Annotated in this window: 22 protein-coding genes; 10 read left to right on the top strand and 12 right to left on the bottom strand. The window is 41.9% G+C overall.

All coding sequences use genetic code 11. The features are described 5' to 3' along the window. Positions 1 to 17: 17 nt before the first annotated feature. From HGJ91_RS10075 to uvrB, 3 genes are all read right to left on the bottom strand, one after another. Positions 18 to 4,265 carry an acyl-CoA dehydratase activase gene (locus tag HGJ91_RS10075; RefSeq protein WP_291347615.1) on the bottom strand — a complete coding sequence of 1,416 codons (4,248 nt, stop codon included), beginning with the start codon at positions 4,263 to 4,265 and terminating at the stop codon, positions 18 to 20. Between the two features lie 95 nt (positions 4,266 to 4,360). Beyond that, positions 4,361 to 6,184, bottom strand: a complete 1,824-nt coding sequence (gene uvrC / locus HGJ91_RS10070) for an excinuclease ABC subunit UvrC (protein WP_291347614.1) — start codon at positions 6,182 to 6,184, stop codon at positions 4,361 to 4,363. Positions 6,185 to 6,189: 5 nt separating this feature from the next. Further along, complete coding sequence (gene uvrB / locus HGJ91_RS10065) at positions 6,190 to 8,181, bottom strand: excinuclease ABC subunit UvrB (RefSeq protein WP_291347613.1); 1,992 nt, start codon at positions 8,179 to 8,181, stop codon at positions 6,190 to 6,192. 144 nt (positions 8,182 to 8,325) lie between these two features. Here uvrB and HGJ91_RS10060 point away from each other — a divergent pair, with 144 nt between their 5' ends. Both HGJ91_RS10060 and HGJ91_RS10055 read left to right on the top strand, forming a co-directional pair. Next, complete coding sequence (locus tag HGJ91_RS10060; protein WP_291347612.1) at positions 8,326 to 9,447, top strand: NADH:flavin oxidoreductase; 1,122 nt, start codon at positions 8,326 to 8,328, stop codon at positions 9,445 to 9,447. A 93-nt stretch (positions 9,448 to 9,540) separates the two neighbouring features. Then, positions 9,541 to 10,995: a TrkH family potassium uptake protein gene (locus tag HGJ91_RS10055; RefSeq protein ID WP_291347611.1), complete on the top strand. Its 1,455-nt coding sequence runs from the start codon at positions 9,541 to 9,543 to the stop codon at positions 10,993 to 10,995. Between the two features lie 6 nt (positions 10,996 to 11,001). Here HGJ91_RS10055 and trkA read toward each other — a convergent pair whose 3' ends face one another. Further along, positions 11,002 to 12,420, bottom strand: coding sequence for a Trk system potassium transporter TrkA (gene trkA / locus HGJ91_RS10050; protein WP_291347610.1), 1,419 nt, complete (start codon positions 12,418 to 12,420; stop codon positions 11,002 to 11,004). 166 nt (positions 12,421 to 12,586) lie between these two features. On the opposite strand from trkA, the gene HGJ91_RS10045 reads away from it, so the two are divergent. Further along, positions 12,587 to 14,275, top strand: a complete 1,689-nt coding sequence (locus HGJ91_RS10045; RefSeq protein ID WP_291347609.1) for a glutamine--tRNA ligase/YqeY domain fusion protein — start codon at positions 12,587 to 12,589, stop codon at positions 14,273 to 14,275. 8 nt (positions 14,276 to 14,283) lie between these two features. Here HGJ91_RS10045 and cysS read toward each other — a convergent pair whose 3' ends face one another. Continuing rightward, positions 14,284 to 15,717 (bottom strand): cysteine--tRNA ligase, encoded by a 1,434-nt coding sequence (cysS, locus tag HGJ91_RS10040; protein ID WP_291347608.1) that lies wholly within the window; start codon positions 15,715 to 15,717, stop codon positions 14,284 to 14,286. 29 nt (positions 15,718 to 15,746) lie between these two features. Beyond that, positions 15,747 to 16,247 carry a 2-C-methyl-D-erythritol 2,4-cyclodiphosphate synthase gene (gene ispF, locus HGJ91_RS10035; protein ID WP_291347607.1) on the bottom strand — a complete coding sequence of 167 codons (501 nt, stop codon included), beginning with the start codon at positions 16,245 to 16,247 and terminating at the stop codon, positions 15,747 to 15,749. Between the two features lie 124 nt (positions 16,248 to 16,371). Here ispF and nfo point away from each other — a divergent pair, with 124 nt between their 5' ends. After that, complete coding sequence (gene nfo, locus HGJ91_RS10030; RefSeq protein ID WP_291347606.1) at positions 16,372 to 17,214, top strand: deoxyribonuclease IV; 843 nt, start codon at positions 16,372 to 16,374, stop codon at positions 17,212 to 17,214. A gap of 120 nt (positions 17,215 to 17,334) precedes the next feature. Then, positions 17,335 to 17,496 (top strand): hypothetical protein, encoded by a 162-nt coding sequence (locus HGJ91_RS10025; RefSeq protein ID WP_291347605.1) that lies wholly within the window; start codon positions 17,335 to 17,337, stop codon positions 17,494 to 17,496. A gap of 227 nt (positions 17,497 to 17,723) precedes the next feature. Here HGJ91_RS10025 and HGJ91_RS10020 read toward each other — a convergent pair whose 3' ends face one another. From HGJ91_RS10020 to HGJ91_RS10000, 5 genes are all read right to left on the bottom strand, one after another. Continuing rightward, positions 17,724 to 18,542: a DUF5677 domain-containing protein gene (locus HGJ91_RS10020; RefSeq protein ID WP_291347604.1), complete on the bottom strand. Its 819-nt coding sequence runs from the start codon at positions 18,540 to 18,542 to the stop codon at positions 17,724 to 17,726. Positions 18,543 to 18,731: 189 nt separating this feature from the next. Continuing rightward, positions 18,732 to 18,878: a hypothetical protein gene (locus tag HGJ91_RS10015; RefSeq protein ID WP_291347603.1), complete on the bottom strand. Its 147-nt coding sequence runs from the start codon at positions 18,876 to 18,878 to the stop codon at positions 18,732 to 18,734. 24 nt (positions 18,879 to 18,902) lie between these two features. Further along, positions 18,903 to 19,460 carry a hypothetical protein gene (locus HGJ91_RS10010; protein ID WP_291347602.1) on the bottom strand — a complete coding sequence of 186 codons (558 nt, stop codon included), beginning with the start codon at positions 19,458 to 19,460 and terminating at the stop codon, positions 18,903 to 18,905. A gap of 81 nt (positions 19,461 to 19,541) precedes the next feature. Further along, positions 19,542 to 19,934, bottom strand: coding sequence for a hypothetical protein (locus HGJ91_RS10005; protein ID WP_291347601.1), 393 nt, complete (start codon positions 19,932 to 19,934; stop codon positions 19,542 to 19,544). Between the two features lie 57 nt (positions 19,935 to 19,991). Further along, entirely contained in the window at positions 19,992 to 20,306 is a 315-nt protein-coding gene (locus HGJ91_RS10000; RefSeq protein WP_291347600.1) for a hypothetical protein, read from the bottom strand. Between the two features lie 381 nt (positions 20,307 to 20,687). On the opposite strand from HGJ91_RS10000, the gene HGJ91_RS09995 reads away from it, so the two are divergent. From HGJ91_RS09995 to HGJ91_RS09975, 5 genes are read left to right on the top strand one after another with little or no spacing between them, the layout of a single operon-like run. Then, positions 20,688 to 21,254, top strand: a complete 567-nt coding sequence (locus tag HGJ91_RS09995) for a DNA-3-methyladenine glycosylase I (RefSeq protein ID WP_291347599.1) — start codon at positions 20,688 to 20,690, stop codon at positions 21,252 to 21,254. Then, positions 21,254 to 22,249, top strand: a complete 996-nt coding sequence (locus tag HGJ91_RS09990; RefSeq protein WP_291347598.1) for a DUF2804 domain-containing protein — start codon at positions 21,254 to 21,256, stop codon at positions 22,247 to 22,249. The genes HGJ91_RS09995 and HGJ91_RS09990 overlap by 1 nt, the downstream gene beginning before the upstream one ends. Before the next feature lie 57 nt (positions 22,250 to 22,306). Then, positions 22,307 to 23,869 (top strand): NAD(P)H-hydrate dehydratase, encoded by a 1,563-nt coding sequence (locus tag HGJ91_RS09985; RefSeq protein ID WP_291347597.1) that lies wholly within the window; start codon positions 22,307 to 22,309, stop codon positions 23,867 to 23,869. Next, entirely contained in the window at positions 23,866 to 24,330 is a 465-nt protein-coding gene (tsaE, locus tag HGJ91_RS09980; RefSeq protein ID WP_291347596.1) for a tRNA (adenosine(37)-N6)-threonylcarbamoyltransferase complex ATPase subunit type 1 TsaE, read from the top strand. The genes HGJ91_RS09985 and tsaE overlap by 4 nt, the downstream gene beginning before the upstream one ends. A gap of 30 nt (positions 24,331 to 24,360) precedes the next feature. Beyond that, entirely contained in the window at positions 24,361 to 25,581 is a 1,221-nt protein-coding gene (locus tag HGJ91_RS09975; protein WP_291347595.1) for an aspartate kinase, read from the top strand. 3 nt (positions 25,582 to 25,584) lie between these two features. On the opposite strand, the gene pyrF is transcribed toward HGJ91_RS09975, so the two are convergent. Further along, a complete protein-coding gene (gene pyrF / locus HGJ91_RS09970) occupies positions 25,585 to 26,325 on the bottom strand; it encodes an orotidine-5'-phosphate decarboxylase (RefSeq protein WP_291347594.1) in 741 nt (246 codons plus the stop codon). Positions 26,326 to 26,440 lie beyond the last annotated feature (115 nt).

The following is a 26,440-nucleotide window of genomic DNA, read 5'->3' as shown; positions in this document are numbered from 1 at the left end:
AAAAACGCATCCGGGCCTTACAGGTGTTCGATCATAAAATGCAGCCTGTTTCGGACATTTGCTTCGCTCATCCCGGCATCAAAATCCAGATAATAAAGATTCATATCAGGATAGACAGATTTAATTTTTATTTCCACACCCTTGGAAATAATATGATTTGCAATACAGCCAAAGGGCTGCAGGCTGATGACATGATGAATGCCCTGTCCTGCAAAGGTGGCAATTTCACCCGGAACAAGCCACCCTTCCCCAAATTGATTGGTCATGGTCAAAATTTTTGAGGCTTTTCGGGCAACCTGCTTTATGTCTTCAAAGGGTAAATAATATTTAAATCTTGAAAACAGTGTATTTATCTTTTTATGGTATCTGTTTAACATCCATTCAATGGGAAACCCCAGAACATCTGTGAGTTTTCTATGACGTATTCCTGCCTTAATATTTTCTTTATAATTCACAAGATCCTGGATAAAATAATCGATAATGGGCGGCAGGACAGGTTCAATGCCTTGCTTGATCAACCAGTGAACCAGGTGCTGGTTTGAAAAATAATTGTATTTTACATATATCTCACCCACAATCCCCATTTGGGGCAATTGTTTTTCATTAACAGGTATTTTATTAAACGCATCAATGGCGTTTTCCAGCATCCTGAAAATTTGGGGATAATTGTGGGTAACAATACAATTGCCGACCTTTTTCATATAGTGCTGTCTTAAGCTTTGACTTAAGCCCTTTATTTTCTCCCTGGGAGCTGTTGCATAATACATTTTTGCAATGCAGTCTGCAAACATGGTGCCCACAAACAGAATCTTGGTCTTCCCCAGCCAGTTGATGTGAAACCCGGGCTGATCAATCAATCCCTGGGAAGTGGTAACAGAAATAATGGGTATGTCATCAAACCCTGCTCCAATCATCGCTTTTCTGATCAATGAAAGATAGTTGGATGCCCGGCACTGCCCCCCGGTCTGGGTAATACCAATGGCAATTTCATTGGTATTAAACTGGCTGTATTTCAATGCTTTTATGATATCCCCGATCACGACAATCCCTGGATAACAAATATCATTGTTGGCATATTGCAGACCCAGTTCTACGGATTGTCTGTCCGGTTTAGGAAGAACTTTAAGTTCATAGCCTGCGTTTTTAAATACTGCCGGCAGATAAGAAGAATAGTCTTCTGCAAAAAACGGAGCCCAAATGGTTCTTTTCTTGTCTTTTTTTCTAAAACTTAAGAATGGTTTTCTCAGGACAGGCCCGGATCTTTTCTGCGGTCTTTTTACTTTTAATGACTCCACCATTGATCGCAGTCTTAACCGGACAGATCCCGGGCTTGATATCTCATCCACCTTTATCTGGGTATGATTTTTTTGACCGGTCCTTAAAATTTCCTTTGCTTCTTCTGTGACGACGGCATCCGGACCGCAGCCAAATGAATTGAGCTGGATCATTTGAATGTTATCCGGTTTTTCAGCCACCCATTTTGCCGCATTATAAATTCTGTTGGGATAGGACCACTGGGTTACCACTTGAACATCCTTAAGGGATTCAGAATCAGGAGGAATTGCATCCTCCGTGATAATATCTGCGCCAAGGCCTGTCAGTATATCAGGAATCTTATGGTTTATCAGTCCATCGGAATGATAGGGTCTGCCGGCCAGTACAATGAGCAGGGAATTATTTTTCTCTGCCTGATCAACGATTTTCAGGGCCTTGTTTCTGATCTGGTGTTTAACTTCTTTCTGGGCGGAAAGAGCTGCGTCAAACGCTTTATAAATTTGTGGCGTATTAATATTAAATAATTTTAAATATGCAACACAGGTTTTTCTCAACAAGATTTCATCATTAAAGTTCACCACAGGTTTATCCAGAGGAATACCAAATCTTTTTTCGGGATTGATGGTACTTTCAATTACATCGGCATAGCTGGATACGATGGGACAATTGTAGGTATTTACCGCCTGTTCATATTCCTTTTTTTCAAACACCACAATAGGATAAAAAATTCTGTCCACTTTTTTTTGAGCCAGTTCATAAATATGTCCATGCGCCAGTTTGGCAGGAAAGCAGATATTATCAGACATCACTGTTCCCATGCCCTTTTCACTCAAACTGACGGTGGAAGGCGGCGACAGCTGGATATTGATCCCGCAGCGGGTAAAAAGTGCATGCCAGAAGGGAAAATTCTCATAAAAATTAAGACATCGCGGTATCCCGATGGTCATCACCGGGTGATCATGGGGAGAAAGGTCTCGACTGAAAATCAGATCATTCTTATACCTTATAAAATTAAATCCCCTGTCTTGCTGAAGCTCCTTTGAAGTATAGTATTTTTCACACTTATTGCCGGAAAAAAAGGACTTTCCATTAGAAAAAACAAATCGGGTTATTGCACAATTGTTTTCACACCCCTTGCAGGACATCTGGCTTGTTTGATAGCTGTCAATGTGTTCAAGCTTTGACAATCCCGGGAAACCGGTTTGTGATGCAGGATCTGCCACATCATCATTAAAGGCAACCAATGCTGCGCCAAAGGCACCCATCAGTTCAGGAATCTTAGAATATGTCACTGCCTTGCCCGTCATCAGCTCCAGGGCCCGAACAATAGAAGGATTTTTAAACGTCCCGCCCTGCAACACAATATGATCCCCCATTTCTGAATTGGCTTGAAGGTTTAAGACTTTAAACAGACAGTTTTTGATCACAGAGTAGGACAACCCTGCGCTGATATCTTCCACTGCTGCATTTTCCCGTAAAGACTGCTTAATCTTTGAATTCATGAATACCGTACACCGGGTACCCAGATCACAGGGTTCCTTTGCGTGGCAGGCAAGGCGTGCGAACTCCTCAATACGATAATTTAAAGAATTGGCAAGGGTTTCCAAAAAAGATCCGCATCCGGAAGAACAGGCCTCGTTCACCTCGATCCGGTTGATGACCCCATGGTCAATAAAAATAGCTTTCATATCCTGCCCGCCGATATCCAGGATAAATGAAACCTTGGGATCGATAAACTGTGCCGCCGTATAATGGGCAATGGTTTCAACAATCCCTTTATCAATATTAAATGCTGCCCTGATTAAATCCTCACCATATCCTGCCACAGCACTTTTGACAATTTTCACCTCAGGGTTGAGTTCAAAAACCTGTTTTCTGAATTCAACCAGGCCTTTAATTACTGCCTTGATCGGGTTTCCACCATTATTTGCATACCAGGAAAATAATATCTCCTTATTTTCCCCGATGATAACGATCTTTGTGGTGGTTGATCCCGAATCAATACCGAGGAAACAGTCTTTTCCCCCATAGGTTTCAATGGTGCAGGTTTGAAGGGGGATCGTTTTAGACTGTTCTTTCCAGTGCAGAAAATGGTGTTGACTCTTAAACAGGGGATCGATTCGATCCTTGACCGGCTCCGGATTTTCAAGTTCTTTTTTCAGATCTTTGATTACCTGGCTGACAGATATGGAAAGGGGCGGGTACTTGTCAAACACGGCTGCACCGATTGCCGGTATAAGTTCTGATCTTTCGGGCATCACCATATCAGAATCAGAAAAGTTCAAAATCCTCAAAAACATGTTCACAAGCTCGGGAAGGAACGTGAACACACCGCCGCATAAAAGTATTTTGGGTTTTATATCCTTTCCCCGTGCAAGGGAATTGATACATTGAACCGCCACTGCATGGAATATGGATGCGGCTATATCCTTGTGGGAGATATTACGGCTGAGCATATTCTGAACATCGGTTTTGGCAAACACACCGCACCGGGATGCCACAGGATAGATATGATGATGGGATCCGGCCAGAGCATTTAATTGAAAAGGGGTGATATCCAGCAGGGTGGCCATTTGATCAATAAAACTGCCTGTCCCGCCTGCACAGCTTCCATTCATCCTTATATCAGGCAGCTTGCCCTTATTTAAAAAAATGATTTTTGAATCTTCCCCGCCGATATCCACGGCAGTTCTGACATCAGGATATTTTTTATTTATTGCAGCATTGGTTGCGATCACTTCCTGAACAAAAGGAAAATCAAGTTTTTTTGAAGCCCCCAAGGCTGCGGACCCGGTTAACTTCAGATCCAGAAAGCAATCGCCCTTTTGATCAAGAATATCATGAAAAAATAATATCGCCGTCTCATAAATTTTTGCGTGGTGCCGCTGATAGTCTGAAAAAACAAGGGTATTGTTTTGATCCAGCAGAACAATTTTCGCAGTTGTGGAGCCGATATCCAAGCCTGCTTTATACACTTTTGCCTGGTCCATTTAGGCGCCCCCTGACGTCTAATCTTTCATCTTTATCAGTTTTATTAAAAATTCAACTTTTTTTAAAAAAAAAAAGAACTGAGATCATGATCACGTCAATCCTTCCTGTTAAGCGTGTGGGTCAGTGCTTTAGCCAAGGTTTTATTGATTCCCGGAACGAGTGCAATCTCTTTAATTGATGCTGCTTTCATTTTAGCAATGCCTTTAAAATGTTTCAATAAGACTTTCTTTTTCTTTGGCCCTATACCGGGAATGGAATCCAGAATTGAAAGTCCGGCCCGTTTTTCACGACGGTTTCTTTGAAATGTAATAGCAACCCTGTGGGCCTCATCCCTGACCCGCTGTAACAGGTACAATGCTTTTTTAGCCTGACCGGTGTTTAACGGGTTGGATCGCCCTGAAATATAAATTTTATCAAAGTTCTCGCCTTTTGTCTCATTCTTTTTTGCAAGGCCTGCCACGTAAAACCTGTTTTCAATATTCAGCTCTTTTATGACGGCCTTAGCCATTGAAAGCTGTCCTTTTCCACCGTCAACCACCAGAAGATCCGGGTATTCCATTTCCGAAGGGTCTTTTGAAAAACGCCGGCTAAGCACCTGGACCATATAGGCATAGTCATCCTGGAAATCGAGATCGCGGATAATAAACTTCCGATAATCATTTTTATAAGGCCTTCCGTCTTTAAACACCACTATGGAAGATACCGGGTCCTGTCCCGAAAGGTTGGAGTTATCAAAACATTCGATCCTTAACGGCAGTCTTTCCATTCCCAACAGCTCTTTCAACATCAGGATGGATGCCCGTTCTTCTTCTTCCTTAAGCAACCTTTTTTCAAGCTCTCTTGACGCATTTATGCGGGCCATTTCAACAAGCTGTCTTTTTTCACCGCGGACCGGAACATGAATGCTCACCTTTTTTCCTTTTTTTTCAGTAAAAAGGTGTTCCAGAAATTCTGTATTTTCAATCTCCTGGTTTAACAGAATAGTAGACGGCAAAAATTTTGTATTCTTATAATATTGTTCTATAAATGCAGATAAAACTTCATTGGGTTCCTTAAATCCCAGGTCGAGGGGATAATGTGCCGTATCAATCAGATAACCGGATCGAACGGCCATTACTATCATCACCACCCTGCCCTTTTTTGCAGCAAAGGCAATGATATCCCTGTCTTTCATGTCCGGGCTGACCACCACCTGTTTTTCCATAATATTTTCAATAGCAAATATAGTATCCCGAATCTCAGCTGCTTTCTCATATTCCCGGGATAAAGAATGATCCATCATCTGGGCTTTGAGCTTTTTTACGACCTGTTTTGATCTTCCTTTTAAAAAAAGAATAGCATCCTGAACCTGTTTTTTATATTCCACCGGAGAGACATCATTGCAGCAAAGACCTAAGCAGGCCTTAATCTGAAAATTAAGACAGGGCCTTGACCGATTTTTAAACTGGGTATTTTTGCATCTGCGCAGCTTAAATATTTTTTGAATCTGCTTTAAGGTTTTATTGACGCTGTGACTGGATGAATAGGGGCCGAAATAATGGGCCTTGTCATTTTTTATTTTTCTGACCCTTTGAATAGCAGGATAGGTCTCATTCATATCGATTCTGAGCAAGGGATAATTTTTCCCGTCTTTAAGAATCACATTGTATTTGGGGTTATATTCTTTGATCAGGTTGGATTCAAGAATAAAGGCTTCATGACCTGAAGAAGTGATAATGATTTCAAAATCCTTGATCATTTCAAGGAGAGCGGCTGTTTTTGCATCATGATTGCTTTTTTGTACAAAATAAGACGACAGCCTCTTTTTCAGATCTTGGGCCTTACCCACATAAATGGTTCTGCCTTTGGCATCCTTCATCAGGTAAACACCCGGACTGCTGGGAGATTGCCGGTATTTTTCTAGTATCGGACGGGTCATGATCCTTAAAACCGTTGAATATCCATTAATTCTTTAATTTTATCCCTGTATTCCGCCGCTTTTTCAAATTCAAGATTTTCAGCCGCCTTTTTCATTTTATATTCCAGATCTTTGACAATATCCTCCAGGTTCAGTTCGTGGCCTTCATAGGCCTGTATGTCTTCATCCACTGACCCTTCAAGAACGGACTTACTGTCCCGGGCTGAATAATCAAACAAATTAATATTTTTTTGGATGGTGGTCGGCACAATATGATGTTTTTCATTATATGCCCTTTGAATTTTTTGCCGCCTTTTTGTCTCAAAAATCGCTTTTTTCATGGATGCAGTCTCTTTTTCCGCATACATTATCACCCTGCCAAACACATTTCTGGAAGCCCGCCCAAAAATCTGTATAAAGGACCTGAAAGATCTTAAAAATCCCTCTTTGTCCGCATCCAGAATGGCCACAAGAGAGACTTCAGGAATATCAAGACCTTCCCGCAGAAGATTGATGCCGATGAGCGCATCAAACAACCCCCTTCGAAGGTCCTGGATAATATCTATTCTTTCCATTGTAGGAACATCTGAGTGAAGATATTTAACCTTTACCCCCAGATCTGAATAGTAGTCCGTCAGATCTTCTGCCATGCGCTTGGTCAGGGTGGTTACAAGAACCCTTTCACCTGCCTCAACCCTTTTCATGATTTCTTCATAAAGATCATCTACCTGGGCTTTTGCATCTCTAATCTCAATTTCAGGATCGATCAGTCCTGTGGGCCGGACGATCTGCTCTGCTACCTTATCTTTGGCCCTTTCCAATTCATAGTCTGCCGGGGTAGCAGAAACATAGACAACCTGGGGGACTTTTTGTTTAAACTCTTCAAATTGAAGGGGGCGGTTGTCCACGGCTGATGGCAACCTGAATCCATGCTCAACCAAAGTGGTTTTTCTGGATCGATCTGCCTTGTACATGGCCCCTAACTGGGAAACAGAGATATGGCTTTCATCAAAAAAAAGAAGGAAATCATCATCCATATAATCCAGAAGAGTTGGCGGTGGTTCTCCCTGCCTGCGCCCGGTCAGATGCCTTGAATAATTTTCAATTCCGTTGCAATAACCGATTTCATTGAGCATTTCCAAATCATACCGGGTTCTTTCTTCAAGACGCTGGGCTTCCACAAGCTTGTTTTGGTTTCGAAGAACTTCCAGCCGCTGTTTCAACTCTTCTACAATCCTTTTCATGGCCCGTTTTCGGGTCTGGGTCTTGGTGACATAATGGGAAGCCGGATAAATCACCGCCTGATCAAATTTTTTCAGCACATCCCCCTTTAAAGGATCAAATTCTGAAATTCCTTCAATGGTATCTCCGAAAAAATCAATTCGAACTGCTTTGTCTTCTTCATAGGCCGGAAAAATCTCGACCCTGTCCCCCCGAACCCTGAATACCCCGCGGTGGAAATCCGTATCATTGCGAGTATACTGGATATTAACAAATTTTTCTATCATCTTTTCCCGGGAAATTTCCATATCAACAGCCAGCGTCACCCTTAGATCGAGATAATCTTCAGGTGCACCCAGACCATAAATACAGGACACACTGGCCACTACAATCACATCCCTTCTGGCAAGAACGGATCGGGTGGCTGAATGCCGCATCTTGTCAATGACCTCATTAATGGATGAATCCTTTTGAATATAGGTATCACTGGAGGGAACATAGGCTTCGGGCTGATAATAGTCATAATAAGAAACAAAATATTCCACACAATTATCTGGAAAGAGCGCCTTGAATTCATTATAAAGCTGAGCTGCCAGAGTTTTGTTCGGGGCAATAATCAGGCTTGGTTTTTCAACCCCTGCAATAATATTGGCCATGGTAAACGTCTTGCCGGAACCGGTTACCCCTAAAAGAACCTGGTGCTTTTCACTATTCAACACACCCTTTGAAAGATATTCAATGGCTTTGGGCTGATCTCCTGTGGGAGAAAAATCTGAAACTAAATTAAATAACCCCATGATATATCGTTGTCACCTTGGAATTTAATCATAATCATTCATACTGCTTTTCAATTTAAGATCGAATTTTTATGTTATCAAGTTGAAAGACCGGAAACAATATGTAATGATCACTTCCATTAAAATCCTTGAGGAAAAAGACAAATGACAAGACTCAACAGTGACCTTAAGATAAAAACCATGTCCGTCAGAAACAGGCTTGTACTGCCCCCGATTACCACAAACTACGGGACTTCCAAAGGTCTGGTTACAGAAGATATCCTTTGTTTTTACACCGAACGGTCCAGAGATGTGGGGCTTGTCATTGTTGAAGCAACAGCGGTTCAATCCAGTGGGGGCATTGTTCCGGGCAGTCTCGGACTCTGGAATGATTCCCATATTCCGGGCATGACCCGGCTGGCAAAAACCATACAGCAACAGGGCGCTCTGGCGGCTGTACAATTAAACCATGCAGGACCGAGGTGTACACCGTATGAAAACAAAAGACACGGTTTTTCACCGTCCGGTGTGGCCTTCCGGCCGGATGTCGAGCCAATTGTCATGGATATCCGGGACATTGAACAATTGATTGATGATTTTTCCAAAGCAGCGATTCGAGCTGCAACTGCCGGATTTGACGGTGTTGAGATTCACGGAGCCCATCTCTATTTATTGAGCCAGTTTTTATCTCCATTGACCAATAAAAGAGAGGACCGCTATGGTGGTGATGCCAAAGGCCGGGCCACACTGGCACTGGAAATAGTAAGAAAGGTCCGCAAAAAACTGGGGCAAGCGTACCCGATTTTTTTCCGGATAAATGCCGAAGAAAGAATTGACGGGGGACAAACCCTTGAGGATACACTTGTCATCGGCAAATTACTGGCAGATGAAGGTGTGGATGTTTTTGATATTACCTTGATTACCCAGGGTGGCTGGAAAGAGATTGATGATAAAAAAATCCTCGTGGGATCTTCGGTTTTACCCAAGGATCACCCTTCAGGCGCAAATATTGCCCTTACGGAAAAATTCAGAGAAGAAATCAAGCGTCCCGTGATAGCGGTGGGCAAGTTCGGTATTGGCCGGGCAGCTGCTAACGCGATGGAAAATGGAAAAATTGAACTGGTGGCTATTGGCCGGCAGATGATCTGTGATCCAAAATCCGCTCAAAAAATGCTTGAGGGAAATGATCATGATATGATTCCATGCGATGAATGCTTAAAATGTTTTGCCACCATTGGAAAGGGTGTTCCCATGGCTTGCAAGGTCAATAAAAATCTGCCTTTTTAAAAAAATAAATTGAGTTGATCCCAGGGTGGATTTTAGGGTAAAGAAGATTTGGGGTTTTAGGACATTGGTTTAAATTTAAAATTTCGGATATCTATGAATTACAACACTATCGCAAATGTCCTGGGAAAATTATTGATCGTTACCGGCTGTTCTATGGTATTTCCATTGATCTGCTCGCTTTATTACCAAGAAAACGACCTGAATGCAATTGGCATTACCGCGATCATCACTATTGGTCTGGGATATCCGTTATGGCGGTTCTTTCGCAGGTATAACGATTTAAACATAAAGGACGGCTTTTTCATTGCTTTTTTTGGATGGATTCTGATTTCTGCAGTTTCCGGTCTGCCGTTTATGATCCATGGATCGATTCCTTCTTTCACCGACGCCTTTTTCGAAATGATGTCCGGCTATACCACCAGTGGGGCGACCATACTGACAGATATCGAAGTGGTTCCGCACGGATTACTATTTTGGCGCAGCCAAACCCATTTACTCGGTGGAATGGGTTTTTTAACATTGACCATAATATTTTTGCCCCATGGAATGGGGGGGGTGCGTATATTCCGGGCAGAGTCGAGTCCCGGTCAGGTCATTACCAAGGAAAAATTCATACCTCGCAACCGGGACACAATGATCTGGCTCTGGGGAATCTATATAACCCTGAACATACTGGAAACCCTTTTGTTGTGTCTGGGCGGCATGTCGATTTTCGATTCACTGTGTCATTCCTTCGGAACGGTGTCAACTTCCGGCTACTCGCCGTGGAACGCCAGCATCGGGCATTACGACAATGCTTACTTTGACTGGGTAATCATACTTTTCATGTTCCTGGGGGGCATGACCTTTATGCTCTTTTACCACATGGCGCAGGGGAACTGGGGCATCGTAAAAATCAATACCGAATTCCGCTGGTATGTAGGGGTTATGCTCTTTTTCTGCGCAATGGTGTCATGGATCTTGTGGAAGGAAAACACATATGGCCTGATAGATTCAATCCGTTACGGAACCTTCCAGGTCACCTCTATCCTGACAACCACGGGATTTACCACGGCTGATTATGAGCAATGGCCCCAGGCAGCACAAATGTTCCTCTATGCAGTGTGCTTTGTCGGCGCCTGCGCCGGATCGACCACCAGCGGGATCAAAATCGTTCATTATGTCCTGATATGCAAATTCGGGATCGCAGCCATCAAGCGCATCTTCTTCCGACCGATGGCTGTGGTATCGATCCGTTTGAACCAGCGTCCGGTCGACCCCCAAATCATCTATCTGTCTGTCTGTTATTTTATCGTTAACATTTTTCTGGTTCTGGGTGGGGGGTGTTTCATGACTTTGGTGGATCAAATGGACTATACTACTGCCATGAGTTCGGTGGTCTCAACATTGATGAACATCGGCCCGGGATTCGGTGGGGTGGGTCCGTCCAAAAATTACGCCTTTATTTCGGATGCAGGCAAATGGTTTTTATCCTGGAACATGCTCGTAGGCAGGCTGGAAATGTTTTCGGCGCTGGTCATATTCTACCCCTCTTTCTGGAGAAAATAAACAGGTTCAGGTCAAAAATAATTTCTGGACATCTTTCAAGTGCTGTGACATACACACCACGATCGCCCGTTCATTGTTTTGAATGTGTGTGTCCCCGATGGCAACCTGCCACACGCCGTCTCTATGGATGCTCCCTATCATCATTTTTCCATTATAATAAGAACCTATTTTGGAAAGGGGCTTGCGGGTAATCGGCGAATCTGGGGCGGCAACAATTTCTACCATTTCAGCATCAAACCCATGCAGGTGCGCCACAGAAAGCAGTTCACCCCGGCGAATAAATTTTAAAATCTTGTTGCCGGCCAGTATTTTTTTGTTCAAAGCAAGATCCGATCCCATTGTCGTAGCCAGCACCACATAATCTTCTTTGTTAACCAGTGCAATACATTTGCTGTGTTTGCTGTGTTGTTTGCCGCGTTTGTGAGTACTTCTTGAAGTCATCAGGTGTTTGGCCAGTACGCAGCCCATTATATTTGTTTCATTTTCACCGGTAGCGGTGATAAAGGTGTCCATCTCCAGCAGTCCCGCTGAAACCAGCACATCTGAATCCGATCCATCACCATATAACACTTCTGCGTTCTTCAGTGCAAAGGAAAGCTCCTGGGCTGTGGGTTCATCTTTCTCGATCATTCTGACCTTGACTGTTTTGCCTAACAGCTCAGCCAGACGGGATCCCACAAGTCCTCCTCCTATAATCATCACCCGGTGGCGTTTTTGCTGTTCGACACCTGTCAGACCCATTAATCGGGTCAAGTTCTCGTTACTGGCCATAAAAAAGGCTTGATCCTGCGGCAATAATTCATCCTCACCGCCGGGAATCAGCGTGGTGATCCCCCGTGCAATTGCAACCACCCGAAATGGAAATTCATTATACTCTTGAGAGATATCTTTCAATTTCCTGAAAGCCAGCGGTGATTTCTCATGAATGCGGGTGGCCATGGCCTGTATCTGCCCTTTTGCTACAGCAATAATATCGTTTCCGGCCCGAAGCTTAATCAGTCTGAAAATTTCCTGGGCAACCAACTCTTCCGGATGGATGATCAGATCGACTTTAAGATCCCCGGCATTCAGAATGGAATTTTCATTCCCGAACTCTCTGGAGCGCACCCTGGCTATTTTCCGCGGAATGCCAAAACGATCCCCAATCAAACAGGTCATCATATTCACGGCATCATTGTTGGTAACAGAGATAAGATAATCCATCTTTTCAGCACCGGCTTCCCGCCAGCATTCGATACTCATGGCATTGCCCTGAATCAGGCGGGCGTCTATATTCCCGTCAGCATGTCGAATCGATCCACTGTCCTGCTCAATAACGGTGATTGCATAACCCTCATGAACAAGGCGCTTGGCCAGATAATAGCCTACACCCCCCAGGCCAAGAATCAAGATGTTGGTCAATTTTGCCGGTTTGTTTCCATTCATAATATCAAACGTTTCCAACTATTCATCATTTAAAAGGTCAGTTGGTAACCAAATACTAAACACAATGATTTTTGTCAACTTTGGGGATTAGTGTTTGCCTGATAAATCCAATATGTGATAAATAAAACATTTATATTTAATAATAACAACAAGGATACAAAGATAAATGGAAACAGACATTACAAAAGGGCATTTTATCGAATCAATTATCAAAGAAGATATAAAGAACAATAAAAATGATGGTAGTGTTGTCACCCGTTTTCCTCCTGAGCCAAATGGTTATCTTCATATCGGGCATGCAAAATCCATTTGTCTGAATTTCAACATGGCAAATAAATTTAATGGCAAATGCAATTTAAGATTTGATGATTCCAACCCGGCAAAAGAAAAACAAGTCTATATTGATTCCATTAAATCAACAGTCAACTGGCTGGGATTTGAGTTTGGAACCGCGCTTTTTGCATCCGACTATTTTGATCAACTCCATGACTTTGCCGTTGAACTGATTAAAAAAGGAAAAGCCTATGTGTGCAGTCTTAATGCCGACGAAATCAGGGAATATCGTGGCACCTTGACTGAACCTGGAAAAGACAGTCCTTACAGGGAAAGGTCAGTTGAGGAAAATCTGGATCTTTTTACACGGATGAAAAATGGAGAGTTTGATGAGGGTGAGCATATTCTCCGGGCAAAAATAGATATGAAATCACCCAACATTAACCTTCGTGATCCCATCATTTACAGGGTAAAAAAGGCCTCCCATCCTAGAACCGGCAACCAGTGGTGCATCTATCCCATGTATGATTTTACCCATTGTCTTTCAGATTCTCTGGAAGGGATTACCCATTCCCTGTGCAGCCTTGAATTTGAAGATCACAGACCCTTGTACGACTGGACCCTGGATGCGCTTGAAACCCCCTGCCATCCCCAGCAGATTGAATTTGCCCGAATGAATATCAATTATACGGTTTTAAGTAAAAGAAAGCTGCAGCGACTTGTGGAAGAAAACCATGTACAGGGGTGGGATGACCCAAGGCTTCCTACCCTGGAAGGCATGAAAAGAAGAGGATATACCCCTGAGTCCATTAGAAATTTCTGCAATATTATCGGTGTTTCCAAAAAAGACAGCCGCATTGACATGGGGCTTTTAGAAAGCTGCCTGAGAAATGACCTCAATGAAAAAGCCCCCAGGGTCATGGGGGTCCTAAAGCCCTTAAAAGTGACCATTGAAAATTATCCCGATGATCTGAAAGAGGAGCTTGTTGCCAGAAATCATCCCCAGAAGGAAGAGATGGGAACAAGAACCATCACCTTTTCCAAAGAGATCTATGTGGAACAGGATGATTTTATGGAAAATCCACCGAAAAAATTCTTCCGCCTGGGTCCTGGGCGGGAAGTAAGGCTGCGATATGCGTATCTTATTACCTGCAAGGATATCATCAAGGATGAATCCGGCAATGTGACAGAACTTGTCTGCACCTATGATCCGGCAACAAGAGGCGGTAATGCCCCGGACGGCAGGAAAGTCAAGGGTACCATTCACTGGGTTAATGCCAATGATTGCATTGATGCAAAAGTAAGGCTCTATGACCGGTTGTTTAAAGATGAGAACCCGGAACAGGACAAACAGGATCTTATTGAAAATTTAAATCCCGGCTCCCTGGAAGAACTTGAGTTCTGCAAACTGGAAAAAAGTCTCACCAATGCTGAACCGGAAAACGTTATCCAGTTTGAAAGGCTTGGATACTTTTGCCTGGATTCTAAAAATCGGGATTCTAAAGATGCCGCCAAGGGCAATCCGATTTTTAACAGGACAGTGACGATGAGGGATGCCTGGGCAAAACTTAAAAAAAAATAAAGCGGGCTTTATTCAAATCTCCAGGTCGTCCCTTCCGGGCCATCCTCAAGGATGATATTCCTGGCTTTAAGATGGTCTCTGATCTCATCTGATTTTGAAAAATCTTTGTTTTTCCGGGCTTCTGTCCTTTGTAGGATGAGATCTTTAATTTCATCAGGATCAATGGCCATATCTGCCACGCCCTTGTCTTTTTTAGCCTTAAAATAGGATTGCGGGTCCAGCAAAAACATGCCAAGAATATTGGAGGTGGCCTTAATATCGTTATAGAAAGGACTCAATATTTTAAGAGTACCTTCATCAGGGGCGTCGTTTGTATCGTCCAGAAGCTTGTTCCCTTTTTTAACCACTTCAAAAATAGATGCCAATGCCTTTGCAGAATTAAAATCATCATTCATGGCTTTGGAAAAATCATTCCACAGCTCTCCTTTTTTAGACCCGTCAACTTTTATACCTGCCTTTTCCAGTCTTTCAAGAAAGGCATAAATCCTGTCCAGTCCCAGAGAAACTTCTCTCATGGAGTCTTCAGTGTAATCAATGGGACTTCTGTAATGTTTTGACAGAAGAAACATGCGGATCACCTCAGAGGAATATGTCGCAAGGACTTCCTTGATCATGGTGAAATTATCCAGGGATTTTGACATTTTTTCATTGTTAATGTCCACAAACCCGTTGTGAATCCAATATTTTACAAATTGACGGCCAAATGCCGCCTCGCTCTGGGCGATCTCGTTTTCATGGTGTGGAAATATCAGATCTTTTCCACCACCATGGATATCAAACCCTTGTCCAAGGTATTCATAGCTCATGGCTGAACATTCAATGTGCCAGCCGGGTCTTCCGTTACCCCATGGACTTTCCCAGAAAGGTTCACCCGGTTTGGCAGGCTTCCACAGGACAAAATCAAAAGGATTCTTCTTTTTCTCGTCCACTGCAATCCTCGCCCCAGCCTTCATGTCTTCAAGATTCCTGCCGGAAAGTTTTCCGTAATCCTTAAAGGAATCAATGGAAAAATAGACATCCCCTCCCTCAACATGATAGGCTTTGCCTTTTCCAATAAGCATCTGAATAAAATCAATAATGTGTTGGATATGTTCGGTGGCTTTGGGTTCAACACTCGGTCTTAACACATTGAGTGCATCCATTTCATTGTGAAATTCATCAATATATTTCTCTGTAATGACGATGCAGTCTTCCCCGGTTTCATTGGATTTTTTAATGATCTTGTCATCCACATCCGTAAAGTTTCTGATATACCTGACTTCATACTTAAGCTCCATGAGCCATCTGAAAATCGTGTCAAAGACGACAACGGAACGGGCATGACCGATATGACTGGTATCATAGACGGTGGGTCCGCATACGTACATCCCGACCTTGCCTTCATTCAGGGGTACAAACTCTTCTTTTTTACCATGTAATGTATTATAAACTTTTAAACCCATTATATTTTTCCCTGGTTATATTTACCCAATTATAATTTTTGGGGAATGGCTTTTATTAATAGTGTACACTGGGCTGCAATACCCTGCTCTTTTCCAATAAATCCCAATTTTTCAGTTGTGGTGGCTTTTACATTCACAAGATTTGAAGTCATATTCAAACTCCCGGCAATATTTTCTTCCATTTTTTTCTTATAAGGACTGATCTTTGGAACCTGAGCAAACACAATGCAATCCATATTGGATACTTCATATCCTTGTTCTCCCAACAGCGCCCCACATTTTTCAAGCAGGATCATACTTGAAATCCCTTTATATTCAGGATCAGTATCAGGAAAATGCTCTCCAATGTCCCCAAGGCCTGCTGCACCTAAAATTGCATCACAAACCGCATGGATCAACACATCAGCATCGGAATGGCCCGACAGTCCCCGGTCAAAATCAATATCCACCCCGCCGATAATCAGCTTTCTGCCTGACACAAGCCTGTGGACATCATATCCTGATCCTATTTTATAGTCTGCTCCTGTCATATGTTTAAATATTAATCCTTTATCCAATCATGCAAGATAAAAATTGAAAAATAATATATTCATTTTCCTTTGAAAAGTCAAAATTTTACTTTTTTAAAAAATTCATGATAGAAAAAGGAGAAAAATGAAGTATATCGGAGCACATGTCAGTATCAGCGGAGGCGCAGAAAAAGCCCCTCAAAATGCGGAAAGTATTGGAGCAAAGGCTTTTGCCATATTCACCAGGAACCAGAGACGGTGGATGTCAAAACCCCTGACTGACAAGAATATTACCCAATTCAAAGAGAACTGCAAGAGTGCCGGTTACGATCCCGGCCACATCCTCCCCCATGACAGCTATCTGATCAATCTTGGACACCCTGAAGAAGACAGCCTTGAAAAATCAAGGATTGCGTTCCTTGACGAGATGCAGCGTTGTGAACAACTGGGCCTTCGATACCTGAACTTTCATCCGGGAAGTCACCTGAACAGAATAGATCCTGACCACTGCCTGGAACGGATCGCTGAATCCATCAACCTGGCCCTGGGTCAGACAACCGGCATCACGGCGGTCATCGAAAACACCGCCGGCCAGGGAACTAATATGGGACATCGATTCAAACACCTGGCCCGGATCATTGGAAATGTCCGGGACAAAACCCGTATAGGAGTCTGCCTGGATACCTGTCATACATATTCTGCCGGATATGACATCAAAACAGCCAGGGCTTTTGAAAACACATTCCAGGAATTTGACAATGTAGTGGGGATCAGCTACCTGAAAGCCATGCACCTGAACGATTCGAAAAAACCTTTTGGAAGCCGGGTAGACCGACACGAGAGCATCGGAAAAGGATCACTGGGGCTTGAGCCTTTCAGATTCATCATGAACGACCCGCGCTTTAACCATATTCCCATGATTCTTGAAACACCGGATCAATCCATATGGAAAAAGGAAATCAAACTCCTATATAGCCTGGTTAAATAAAAGACAGGTTCCTTTCAGTTACCTCTTACATTAACAACCCATAATCCGGCATGTTCACCTTTAAGAGCACACAGTCTCCACCCTATTCCGTTTACCATTAAAACCATGAGCTTGCCCAGTTTGTTTGCCGGAAAAATAATAGAAATTGATTTTGACCCGGCCAAAAATGACGTTGAACCCTTTTTAAAAAATTCAGGGCAAAGAGAAGAGTTAAGTCTTTGGTCACATGCTTTTTTTTCTGATTATCCGGCTCAAGAAATTCGCGTTCTAACAAGTAATTGATTGGAATTCGTTCTTACGGAAAAATTTTGATAATATATTCTCTGTATCTTTTAAATTTAAGACCCGCATAAAATCTGAACAGGGATAATTATCCTTGAATGCAACCAGGTATAATTTTTATATATTAAAGAGTTGAATTTGGGGAAATAAGCTCGATTAAGATTATCAGAGAATAAAGCTTAACCAAGGTTCAGCAGCTGCGGCTTTTTGCGGTCTGCTGGGACCTTTTATTCGACATTCATGTGCTTGCATAGACTGTCACTATGGAATATAGTGCCCAGCTTGGCAAATGAAAGATTGTACGATTCATCACCTGCATCCAGCATGTTCTGCATTTGTTCCAAAAAATCCCACAATATCTTATGCCACCTAAAGGAGCTTTGGTTAATAGCTTCATTGAGAATCATAGTAGAAGCTAATATACTGTTCGATAAAACACTTATCTGAGATGGGAAATGAGGAGCTGGTTCAAGCCCTGTAATGGCATAAAACTCTTGTTGACCATCGTCTGACATTGGATGAACAGACTTAGAAGCATAATCGTACCCGTACTTATATAAAAAAGACATTCCCATGTCTTTCGCTACTGATTCTGCATTAGGACGCCGCCATACCGGCTTGTTTTTGGAGAGCAATTCCATACGTGCTTTTTGCTCGTCGCTTAATTCATACACCCATCCGACGGCTTGATGCTTGAAGGCATTGTCGCTTTTAACCCTATTTTGAGCCTTATACTGTTGGTATACTGACCAATCATCAAATATATCATACTCTCCATTTTTTCCGATAGAGTGCAGATGAAACAGTCTATCCAATACTGTACGGTGAATTACCCATGCGCTCTGATAATCACTTAGTTCCCACAGAGCGAATATGCTTTTGAGTGAGACTGCTGATTTTGCAACAAAATTCCTTAGTATACGATCTTTAGTTGAATACTCATTTTTCCCGAATCCAAAGAGCACCATTCCAGAAACTCCATACAGAGCCTCACTTGCTTTCACATATACATCCACGGGGAGGTTGGGCTTAGGACTTTTATTCATTTAGTTGTCCTTTTTTTGGTGTTGGTTTAAAAGGGCTTCAATTGCTTTTTCAGAAAATTCAATTTCTTTTTTATTTGATCTTAATTTCATAGGTCTATTTTTCAGCTTATCATAAATCCAGGCGGCTACTATTCCCGTTAAAATTTGATCGCCATGTTCAATAACAATTTCAATTATGGCTGGGAAATCTTATGCTCGTTTCTCAAACATTCCTTTGTATATGAGCTTCGCATTCCCTGGAATATCAACAGCATGTCCTGTTTTAAAAGATTTTGGATTATTTAAAAGATCGAATAATAACCTTACATCTCTTGTTTCAATTTCTAAAAGTATCATAATTGCCTCATGATGGATTAAAGCCTATCTATCTTGTATTTTAGCAGAATCTTCTTTGGCTTTTTTCTTCAAATATCGAGCGGATCGCTGAAGCAAAGCAACTTCAAGCCCAACATTAAGATTTTCATTTGTTGGAAGAAATGCTGATTTTGGACTGATATTTATCTCAACACCAGTATATCTATTGGCAATTTCATCTGGCAGATAACCAATATGTTTTGTGACTAATTCATCATCAACTGTGGCGGATACCATAACTTTTCTGGCATTTTTATTGACAGGGTTCGCTGGGTCATCTTCCAAGTATATTTTAAAACCGTCTGATTGTGCTAATTGTACAAAATCAATAGCCCTATCTCCATGAGATATGCCTGCAACTTTTGCACTGCTTTCGCTGGCATATTTCCAATTGGAGCCCCAATTACCTCTGTACTTAACAAAATTTTTATTTTTTGCAGTATCTTTTTGGAACCATTTATTGATTGGAACCTTTTCACCTGCCTCTAATATAAGAAAAGGAAACCAGATTTTTTGATGCATATCTTTTGATTTTTTACCGAACAACCAATCGAAAATTCCCATTTTTACTTAATCCCCCAAATACAATACATTTTAAACCCGTCTGATTGTGCTAATTCAAAAAAATCAACAGATCTGTTGTTTCTACTGTTTTGGGCAAATTTTTTTTGTCAGCGCTAAGATATCTTCATACTCCGCAACAGAACTCCATTTGCCATCGACCATTAACCCATTATCATATCCAAATCCAGAACTCCAATATGCGGCTATTGTAAATGTTAAGGCTACGCAATTGATATGTAGAGTCTGACGATATTTAGTTGTACCTTCTGGGCTAGTAACCGTTGAATATGTTTTAACTTGGAGAAGATTCGGAACCTTCGGGTTAACTCTTTTAACACTCTCTTTAATATAATAATCGTTTGAAACCTGCGGTCCTGCTATTTTTGATCGGTGATAAAGGATTTTTGTTTCTTCAGCATTCACAGATGCTGGAATTATCAATGCAAACAATATTAAGAACCATAGTCTTCTCATATTTTATCCTTTTCCCTGCCTGGGATACCTGATTGAAATGGCGATTTTCTTAATTATTTAAAGAAGAGCCGAACCACATTTCATACAATTATAATCTTCGTATCTATTATTTGTTCCGCACTGCATACATTTTTTAACTTTTTTTCCAGATTTTGTGAATTCTATATTTGAATCGTTTTTATTACTGCCCCCTAGGATTTTAACAAGTTCAGTCATTTTTTGATTCATTGAAATAATTTCATTTCGAATTCTAAAAATGAAGAATGGCATTAAAAAAGCTAAAACAGCAGCTATTAGAATAACAATAGTAACAATTCCGGAAAATGCCCCCAAGCCCTCCATATCCCTCCTCTCTTCTTTTTTTATAAGCATAACCAGTTAATTACTGATCAGCATATTACTAATTTTGAATGATATCCGGCCAGATAAATAAAAAAATCTGGATAAGAATTTCATATCACCATCCCCGATAACCTGTAAAGGCATTTCAAAAATTCAACTATGGTGAAAATATAATTTATTCAGAAAGGGTCTACCAAAATGTTCTTTATTGGAGAAAAAAACATTCATTCAATTCAATGGGCATTTGCAATTTTTTAATCCCGTAAAAAAGACTAAATTGATTGAAGATTAACACACGGGCTTAAAAACTAAGAATTTTGTCCAGGCATTGTCTTTATTTTTCAAAAAAAAAGTGTACACTATGATAATACCAATTGAAAAAAATTGAGATGCCTCTTAAGGATATTCAAAATGGAACGATGCGGCTGGGTAACAAATGATCCGATTTATATAAAATACCATGATGAGGAATGGGGAGTACCGGTTCATGATGATAAAAAACTCTTTGAATTTATCATATTGGAGGGTGCCCAGGCAGGGCTCTCCTGGCTGACGATTCTTAAAAGAAGGCCGGGATATAAAAAAGCATTTGCCAATTTTGATGTTGAAAAAGTGGCAAGATTCACTCCTGAAAAAATTGAAAGACTGCTTTTGGACCCGGGCATTATCCGTAACAGGCTCAAGGTCAATGCTGCTGTGTCAAATGCCACGGTCTTTATTAAAATCCAGGAAGAATTCGGATCTTTTGACAAATACTCATGGCGTTTTGTTGACGGGAAACAGAAAGTAAACGAATTTAAAACCCTTGACCAGGTGCCGGCTACAACCAGGGAATCTGATGCCTTTTCAAAAGATCTCAAGCAGCGTGGATTTAAGTTTGTGGGATCTACCATTATCTATGCCCATATGCAGGCAGTGGGCATGGTCAATGACCATCTTGTCTCCTGTTTCAGATATAAAGAAGTGATGGTGGAATAATGTGCAAAAAAAACGGTTCTGAATGGTCCGGCGATTTTAATTATCCTGACACCAAAGGTCTATTGAATTTAAATGACCGTTTCTTTTCTTTTGAACGATTCAAAGAAAAACGCTGGTGTTATATGGGTATCATTCACCCGGATATTATTTTCGGGTGTGCAGTGGTGCATCTTGGATATATTTCAAGTGCGTTTGCCTTTGGCTTTGACCGACAGCGACAAAAAATGATGAACCACTCTCTTGTATTTCCCCCTTTAGGACAGGTTCGATATGATCGAAACCCCGAAAACGGCATCTGCAGCTACAAAAGTCTCCGGGGCAGATTGATCCTCACCCATGATAAAAAACATGACAAAAGATCAATTGATGTCTCTTTTTCTCTGCCGGGCAAATCTCTGACAGCCGATATTGAGATCATTGAACCGGATGGCAGCATATCACCCATGCACTTTTTGATGCCAATGGGAAACAGCAGGCCTGCATTTACGACTAAAACCGCCGGGTTGAAAGCCAGAGGGAAAATCATTGTCAATAAAAAGATCTTTGACCTTACATCTGAAAATACGTTTGCCGTGTTTGACTGGACCAATGGATTTTACCCCAGACAAACATTCTGGAACTGGGCATGTGGTGCAGGCTTTGCAGATGATGGGACTCAAATCGGGCTTAATTTTTCATCCGGTGTCTATGAAAACGGTTTGCTGGAAAATACGGTCTGGATTAACGGGACACCCATAAAACAGGGGGAGATCATATTTACCTATGACACAAAAAACCCTGAACATCCGTGGCAGATCAAAAGCAAAGATAATCTTATCAATCTTAGGTTCAAGCCTGAAGGCATCCGAAAAGCAAATGACAACCTTGGCATTATTAAGAGTAAATTCATACAGCCCTGTGGGTCATTTGAGGGTTCAATAAAAACTTGCGACAATCTTTGCTTTCATCTTTCTTGTGTCGGCGGTGTGGTTGAAGAGCATTTCGCCAAATGGTAAAATGTCTTGAAATCCAGGCTGATCTCATTTATAAAAACGATTTAAGGGAGGAATAACATGTTTCTTGTCACGGCTGGTCAAATGCAGGATATGGATAGAAAGACCATAGAATCTTTTGGTATCCCCGGACTCGTTTTAATGGAAAACGCCGGAAGGGGTGCAGTTAAAATACTTCTTAAAAAATTTAAAGGTATTAAAACAAAAAAAATTGCCGTGATAGCCGGTAGGGGCAACAATGGCGGTGATGGATTTGTTATTGCACGGTATTTGATGGAAAAAGGGATGGTTGTTAACACCTTTTTATTATCTTCAAAAGAAAAAGTACAAGGCGATGCAAAAGTCAATATGGAGCTTGCCCAGAAATTATGCGATCGATCCCGCACCTGTTCCATTATTGAAATCCCGGATGCAGATATATTTAAAAAGCAAAAAACCCGTATTCTCCACCATGACCTCTTTATTGATGCCATTTTGGGAACCGGTCTTAATTCAGATGTCAGGGGATTTTTCAAGAATGCCATTGAATTGATAAATTCTTCCCAACGACCTGTTTTTTCAGTTGATATCCCTTCAGGGCTTCACTCGGATACGGGACAGCCACTGGGAATCGCTGTAAAAGCGGATGCTACAGCCACCTTTGCATTTGCCAAGGCCGGTCAACTTCTCTATCCGGGAAATAGTTACACCGGCGATCTTGAAGTCATTGATATTGGCATTCCAAAATTTATTGCCCGTGAAAAAAACATTAAACTCTCCCTGGTTGAAAAAAATGAAATCTCTGCCTGTTTCAGTCCCAGGGAATTCCAAAGCCATAAAGGCAGCTTCGGACATTTACTGGTTATTGCAGGTTCAGCCGGAAAGACAGGGGCTGCTGCCCTTTGCGCCAATGCAGCCATGCGGTGCGGCACAGGTCTTGTGACATTAGGAGTTGCCAAAAGCCTCAATAAAAGCATTGAACCCCAGGTCATTGAACCCATGACCCATCCTTTACCTGAAAAAGAAAAAGGATTTTTATCAGACAATTGTTTTGATGAAATTCAAACACTTTTAAAAGGAAAACAGGCCCTTGCTTTGGGTCCGGGTATCGGCACTCAAAAAGACACAAAAAAACTTGTTGAAAAACTCATTGAAAAAAGTGATGTGCCGCTCATTATTGATGCGGATGCAATCAATTGTATTGCTCAAAACCCCGAAATTCTAAAAAAAAACTCTCCTGCCATATTAACCCCCCATCCCGGTGAAATGGCAAGGCTTTGTAATATGACAACCCGGGATATCCAGGCAGACAGGTTAGGCATTGCCTCACAATTTGCAAAAACCTATGATATCATTCTGGTCCTGAAAGGTGCCCAGACCGTTATCAGCTTCCCGGACGGAAGATCCGCTATTTGTCCCACCGGCAATCCCGGTATGGCTTCCGGCGGCATGGGGGATGTGCTCACCGGCATGATTGCAGGCTTTTGTGCCCAGGGATTTTCCACTGAAAAGGCAAGTCTTGCAGGCGTTTATATTCATGGTATGTGTGCTGATATCCTTGCCAAAGATATCGGTGCGTTTGGGTTTGTTGCTACAGACATGATTCAGATGATTCCGAAAACCATTCATCACTACCTGTTATGAAAATCATAGAATCAAAGAGTTCAAAACAGACCTTTAAATTGGGGGAAGCTGTAGGCAAAGAGATTACCCAGAGGATCTGTGTTGCCCTCAAAGGTGAACTGGGCGCAGGAAAGACAACCTTTGCCCAAGGGCTTGCCAAAGGACTTGGAGTGTCTGAAAAATATTATATCACAAGCCCGACATACACCATCATCAATGAGTACCCGGCTGGCTTATTTACCCTTTATCATCTTGATCTTTACAGACTTGAGTCTGCGGACGAACTTGAAGGTATCGGGTTTGATGATCTTGTTAATGACAACCATATTATTGTTGTTGAATGGCCTGAAATTCTTAAGCGTATTTCTTTTAAATTTGATATTGAAATAAATTTTAAATTTGATGCGCAGTATAACAGAATAATATCTGTTATTGCCTCTGGACAACCAGGATCAAATTTGTTAAGCAACTTATTTTTATAAATTATAATATTTACCAATACCGGAGTTAGTATGGCTTTAAGAGTACAAAAATATGGGGGAACCTCTGTTGCAGACATTGAACATATCAACCATGTTGCAGACAGGGTCCAGAAAGCACACGATAAAGGAGACAAGCTTGTCGTTGTACTCTCTGCCATGTCAGGCGTAACCGACAGTCTTATTTCTCTTGCCAAACAGGCCTCAAAAAGGCCTGACAAAAGGGAGCTTGACGCACTTCTTGCCACGGGTGAACAGACAACTGCAGCCCTTCTTGCCATGATCCTCAAATCAAGAGGATACAAGGCAAAATCGTTTCTTGGTTTTCAGGCAGGAATTCATACGGATAAAACATCCGGCAAGGCAAGAATACTTGATATTAACGGTCAAAATATACAATCGGCCCTTAAAGAAGGAAATATTGCCGTAGTTGCAGGATTTCAGGGTGCGGATGAAGATGGTACCATCACTACTCTCGGCCGGGGAGGGTCCGACACATCAGCCGTTGCCATTGCATCGTCCCTGAAAGCCGATGTCTGTGAAATCTTCACAGATGTGGATGGCGTATATACTACAGACCCAAGAATTTGCAGCAATGCGAGAAAAATTAACAAAATATCCTATGAAGAAATGCTTGAAATGGCCATACTGGGTGCCAAGGTTCTTCAGATCCGTTCGGTTGAATTTGCAAAAAAATATAATGTGCCCATACATGTAAGGTCATCATTCAGTGAGGAGGAAGGAACAATGGTCGTCAACGAGAGTTCTGATATGGAAAGTGTCGTTGTATCAGGTATTACCTGTGATATGAACGAAGCAAGAATAACCTTAAAGAAGGTTCCTGACCAGCCCGGTGTTTCGGCAAAAATATTCACCCCCCTTGCCGAAGCGGAAATATGCGTGGACATGATTATTCAGAATACCCGCTCCGGTGGTGAGACAGACCTGACCTTTACTGTGCCCAAGGATGACTTTGAACAGGCAAAAGAAATTTCCCACAAAGTTGCCAAGAACTTGGGTGCTGTTGAAATTCTCACAGCTGAAGAAATTGCCAAGGTTTCAGTTATTGGACTGGGAATGAAAAGTCATTCCGGTGTGGCAGCCACCATGTTCCAGGCCCTGGCATCTGAAAATATCAATATCCGGCTGATCAGTACTTCCGAGATCAGGATTTCCTGCATCATCCTGGCAAAATATGCGGAACTTGCGGTAAGAACGCTTCACACGGCATTCGGGCTTGATCCGGAAAAATAAACTCTAGATATTATCTGACGGGTTCAGAGCTGCTTCGATCTCTTTAATTACTTTTTGTGCAGCCGCAGCAGGATCATCGGCATTCCTTATGGGCCGGCCGATGACAATCAGATCACTGCCAAGGGTAACTGCCTTGCCGGGCGTAGTTACCCTTTTTTGATCATCATTTTCAAGAAGCGTCCATGCCGGTCTGATCCCCGGTGTTACGGCAAGGAAAGATTTCCCAAAACTTTTCTTTATCTCTTGAACTTCCTGGCCTGAGCAGACCACCCCTTTGCACCCGGCATCATATGCCATCTTTGCCCGAAGCATGACAAGATGCTGGGGGTTTCCCACAAATTCATCTTTAAACCCTGAAGCTTTAACCGCTTCTGCATCATTATCTGTTAAAAGGGTAACACCCAGTACCCCTGTTTTCCCCTGTCCGCCCTGCACAGCCTTTTCAAGCATATTTTTTGATGATGAGCAATGGACGGTTACAAGATCAACTCCTAAATTTGCAATCCTTCCCATGGCTCTTAAAACAGTAGCTGAAATATCATGAAGCTTAAGATCAAGAAATATTTTTGCGCCGCTCATCTCTTTGACCATTTGAACTACGGACGGTCCCTGATCAATAAACAGTTCCAGCCCGATTTTAAACATTCCCACCTTTGCATCAAGGAGTTTTACATACTCTTTTGCTTCCTTTACAGAAGCAAAATCCAATGGAAATACAATATAATCCTTGCCAGTTTTTTGCATAACCAAATCCTTATCAAATATTTATTTTTCCTGTTTCTCTATCAAAGATGCCTCTTTCTGAATCACAAATATAGCAATACTGATTTTTAAAAAAATCCATTATCTTACAGGGTTG

The sequence above is a fragment of the Desulfobacula sp. genome (genome assembly GCF_014237455.1).
Lineage (GTDB): Bacteria > Desulfobacterota > Desulfobacteria > Desulfobacterales > Desulfobacteraceae > Desulfobacula.
The sequence above is the reverse complement of the archived record's forward strand: the minus strand, read 5'-3'. Positions and strand labels throughout refer to the sequence as shown.

What these genes read in the sequence shown, in the direction of transcription:
- HGJ91_RS10075 (WP_291347615.1), bottom strand. Translation starts at nt 4,265, where the DNA reads ATGGACCAGGCAAAAGTGTATAAAGCAGGCTTGGATATCGGCTCCACA.
- uvrC (WP_291347614.1), bottom strand. Translation starts at nt 6,184, where the DNA reads ATGACCCGTCCGATACTAGAAAAATACCGGCAATCTCCCAGCAGTCCG.
- uvrB (WP_291347613.1), bottom strand. Translation starts at nt 8,181, where the DNA reads ATGGGGTTATTTAATTTAGTTTCAGATTTTTCTCCCACAGGAGATCAG.
- HGJ91_RS10060 (WP_291347612.1), top strand. Translation starts at nt 8,326, where the DNA reads ATGACAAGACTCAACAGTGACCTTAAGATAAAAACCATGTCCGTCAGA.
- HGJ91_RS10055 (WP_291347611.1), top strand. Translation starts at nt 9,541, where the DNA reads ATGAATTACAACACTATCGCAAATGTCCTGGGAAAATTATTGATCGTT.
- trkA (WP_291347610.1), bottom strand. Translation starts at nt 12,420, where the DNA reads ATGAATGGAAACAAACCGGCAAAATTGACCAACATCTTGATTCTTGGC.
- HGJ91_RS10045 (WP_291347609.1), top strand. Translation starts at nt 12,587, where the DNA reads ATGGAAACAGACATTACAAAAGGGCATTTTATCGAATCAATTATCAAA.
- cysS (WP_291347608.1), bottom strand. Translation starts at nt 15,717, where the DNA reads ATGGGTTTAAAAGTTTATAATACATTACATGGTAAAAAAGAAGAGTTT.
- ispF (WP_291347607.1), bottom strand. Translation starts at nt 16,247, where the DNA reads ATGACAGGAGCAGACTATAAAATAGGATCAGGATATGATGTCCACAGG.
- nfo (WP_291347606.1), top strand. Translation starts at nt 16,372, where the DNA reads ATGAAGTATATCGGAGCACATGTCAGTATCAGCGGAGGCGCAGAAAAA.
- HGJ91_RS10020 (WP_291347604.1), bottom strand. Translation starts at nt 18,542, where the DNA reads ATGAATAAAAGTCCTAAGCCCAACCTCCCCGTGGATGTATATGTGAAA.
- HGJ91_RS10015 (WP_291347603.1), bottom strand. Translation starts at nt 18,878, where the DNA reads ATGATACTTTTAGAAATTGAAACAAGAGATGTAAGGTTATTATTCGAT.
- HGJ91_RS10010 (WP_291347602.1), bottom strand. Translation starts at nt 19,460, where the DNA reads ATGGGAATTTTCGATTGGTTGTTCGGTAAAAAATCAAAAGATATGCAT.
- HGJ91_RS10005 (WP_291347601.1), bottom strand. Translation starts at nt 19,934, where the DNA reads ATGAGAAGACTATGGTTCTTAATATTGTTTGCATTGATAATTCCAGCA.
- HGJ91_RS10000 (WP_291347600.1), bottom strand. Translation starts at nt 20,306, where the DNA reads ATGCTTATAAAAAAAGAAGAGAGGAGGGATATGGAGGGCTTGGGGGCA.
- HGJ91_RS09995 (WP_291347599.1), top strand. Translation starts at nt 20,688, where the DNA reads ATGGAACGATGCGGCTGGGTAACAAATGATCCGATTTATATAAAATAC.
- HGJ91_RS09990 (WP_291347598.1), top strand. Translation starts at nt 21,254, where the DNA reads ATGTGCAAAAAAAACGGTTCTGAATGGTCCGGCGATTTTAATTATCCT.
- HGJ91_RS09985 (WP_291347597.1), top strand. Translation starts at nt 22,307, where the DNA reads ATGTTTCTTGTCACGGCTGGTCAAATGCAGGATATGGATAGAAAGACC.
- tsaE (WP_291347596.1), top strand. Translation starts at nt 23,866, where the DNA reads ATGAAAATCATAGAATCAAAGAGTTCAAAACAGACCTTTAAATTGGGG.
- HGJ91_RS09975 (WP_291347595.1), top strand. Translation starts at nt 24,361, where the DNA reads ATGGCTTTAAGAGTACAAAAATATGGGGGAACCTCTGTTGCAGACATT.
- pyrF (WP_291347594.1), bottom strand. Translation starts at nt 26,325, where the DNA reads ATGCAAAAAACTGGCAAGGATTATATTGTATTTCCATTGGATTTTGCT.